Raw genomic sequence first — 1,691 nt, 5'->3', positions numbered from 1 at the left:
CCCCACCGCCGGAGCCCCACGCCCCGGTCGCTCAGAGGAGACACCGATTCTCATGAAGCGCACCACCCTCACCGTCGCCTTCGCTGCGGCCTGCTCCTTCTCGCTCGTCCCCGCCGTCGCTCAGAGCGCCTCCGCCGACTCCCCGGCGACGCGGCAGGCGTCGTTCCAGTCGGCATCGGCGCATTCGAGCCTCGTCGGCTCCGCGCAGTCGCAGTCGGCGGCGCTCGTCAAGGCCGTCGGTCTCAGCGCCGACAACGCCTTCAAGATCAAGGACGTGCTCAAGGACACCGACGGCTCGACGCACGTGCGCGTCGACCGCACCTTCAAGGGCATCCCCGTCGTCGGTGGCGACCTCGTCATCCACCGTGACGCCTCCGGCAAGGTCACCGGCCACGACGGCATGTTCGACGGCGCCATCACCGTCGACACCGCACCCGCCATCCCCAAGGCCACCGGTGAGGCCAAGGGCCTCGCGGCCGCCAAGGCCCACAAGAAGAGCGAGGGGCTCGATGCCGCCAAGGGCGCGGGCAGCACCCTCGTCATTCGTGTCGACGAGGCCGGCAAGCAGCAGCTCGCCTACATGGTGAAGACGACCGGCATGCAGAAGGACCGCACGCCGTCGCGCGTCCGCTCGTTCATCAACGCCGACACCGGCGCCGTCATCTCCTCGTTCGACGAGATCGCCCACGCCACGGGCAACGGCATCTACGACAAGAACGTCACGCTCACCACCTCCGGCTCGAGCGGTTCGTACAAGCTGAGCAATCCGAACACGGGCAACTACACGACCGACTCGAACAACCAGAAGATCAACGGCACGACGATGACGGACGCCGACAACGTCTGGGGCGACGGGTCGAACTCGAACCGTCAGAGCGCCGGCGTCGACGCGCAGTACGGTGCGGACACGACGTTCGACTACTACAAGAGCGTCATGGGCCGCAACGGCATCTGGAACAACGGCAACGGTGCGCGCAGCCGCGTCCACTACGACAACAACTACGTCAACGCGTTCTGGGACGGCACTCAGATGACGTACGGCGACGGTGACCGTAACGCGAACCCGCTGACGGAGCTCGACGTCGCCGGCCACGAGATGAGCCACGGCGTCACGGAGAACACGGCCGGTCTCGACTACTCGGGCGACGCCGGTGGCCTCAACGAGGCGACATCCGACATCTTCGGCACGGGCGTCGAGTGGTACGCGAACCTGGCCTTCGACAAGCCGGACTTCCTGCTCGGCGAGGAGATCGACATCAACGGTGACGGCACGCCGCTGCGCTACATGGACAAGCCGAGCAAGGACGGTGCGAGCTACGACTGCTACTCCTCGTCAGTCGGCAGCGCCGACCCGCACTACTCGTCGGGCCCGCTCAACCACTGGTACTTCCTCGCCTCGAACGGTTCGGGCGCGAAGACGATCAACGGTGTCTCCTACAACAGCTCCACCTGCGACAGCTCATCGGTGACGGGCGCCGGCCGCGCCGACATCGAGAAGGTCTGGTACCGCACGCTGTCGACGAAGCTGACGTCGACGTCGAACTACAAGGCTGCTCGTGAGGGCGCCATCAAGTCGGCCGTCGAGATGTACGGCGGCTCCAGCCAGGTCTGCAAGTCGGTCGAGAGCGCGTTCAACGCCATCAACGTCCCCAAGGGCACCGCTGCGTGCTCGACGTCGACGACCCCGACCC

General features: G+C 66.5%; 1 protein-coding gene. It reads left to right on the top strand.

Annotation, left to right across the window (positions count from 1 at the left end; translation table 11 throughout):
- Window positions 1-52 precede the first annotated feature (52 nt).
- The coding region (locus tag AC1RS9_RS14440; protein ID WP_492921970.1) for a M4 family metallopeptidase at window positions 53-1,691 on the top strand (1,639 nt) is incomplete at its 3' end.

It is taken from the genome of Dermacoccus sp. MPR-E5, from assembly GCF_058809565.1.
The sequence above is the reverse complement of the archived record's forward strand: the minus strand, read 5'-3'. Positions and strand labels throughout refer to the sequence as shown.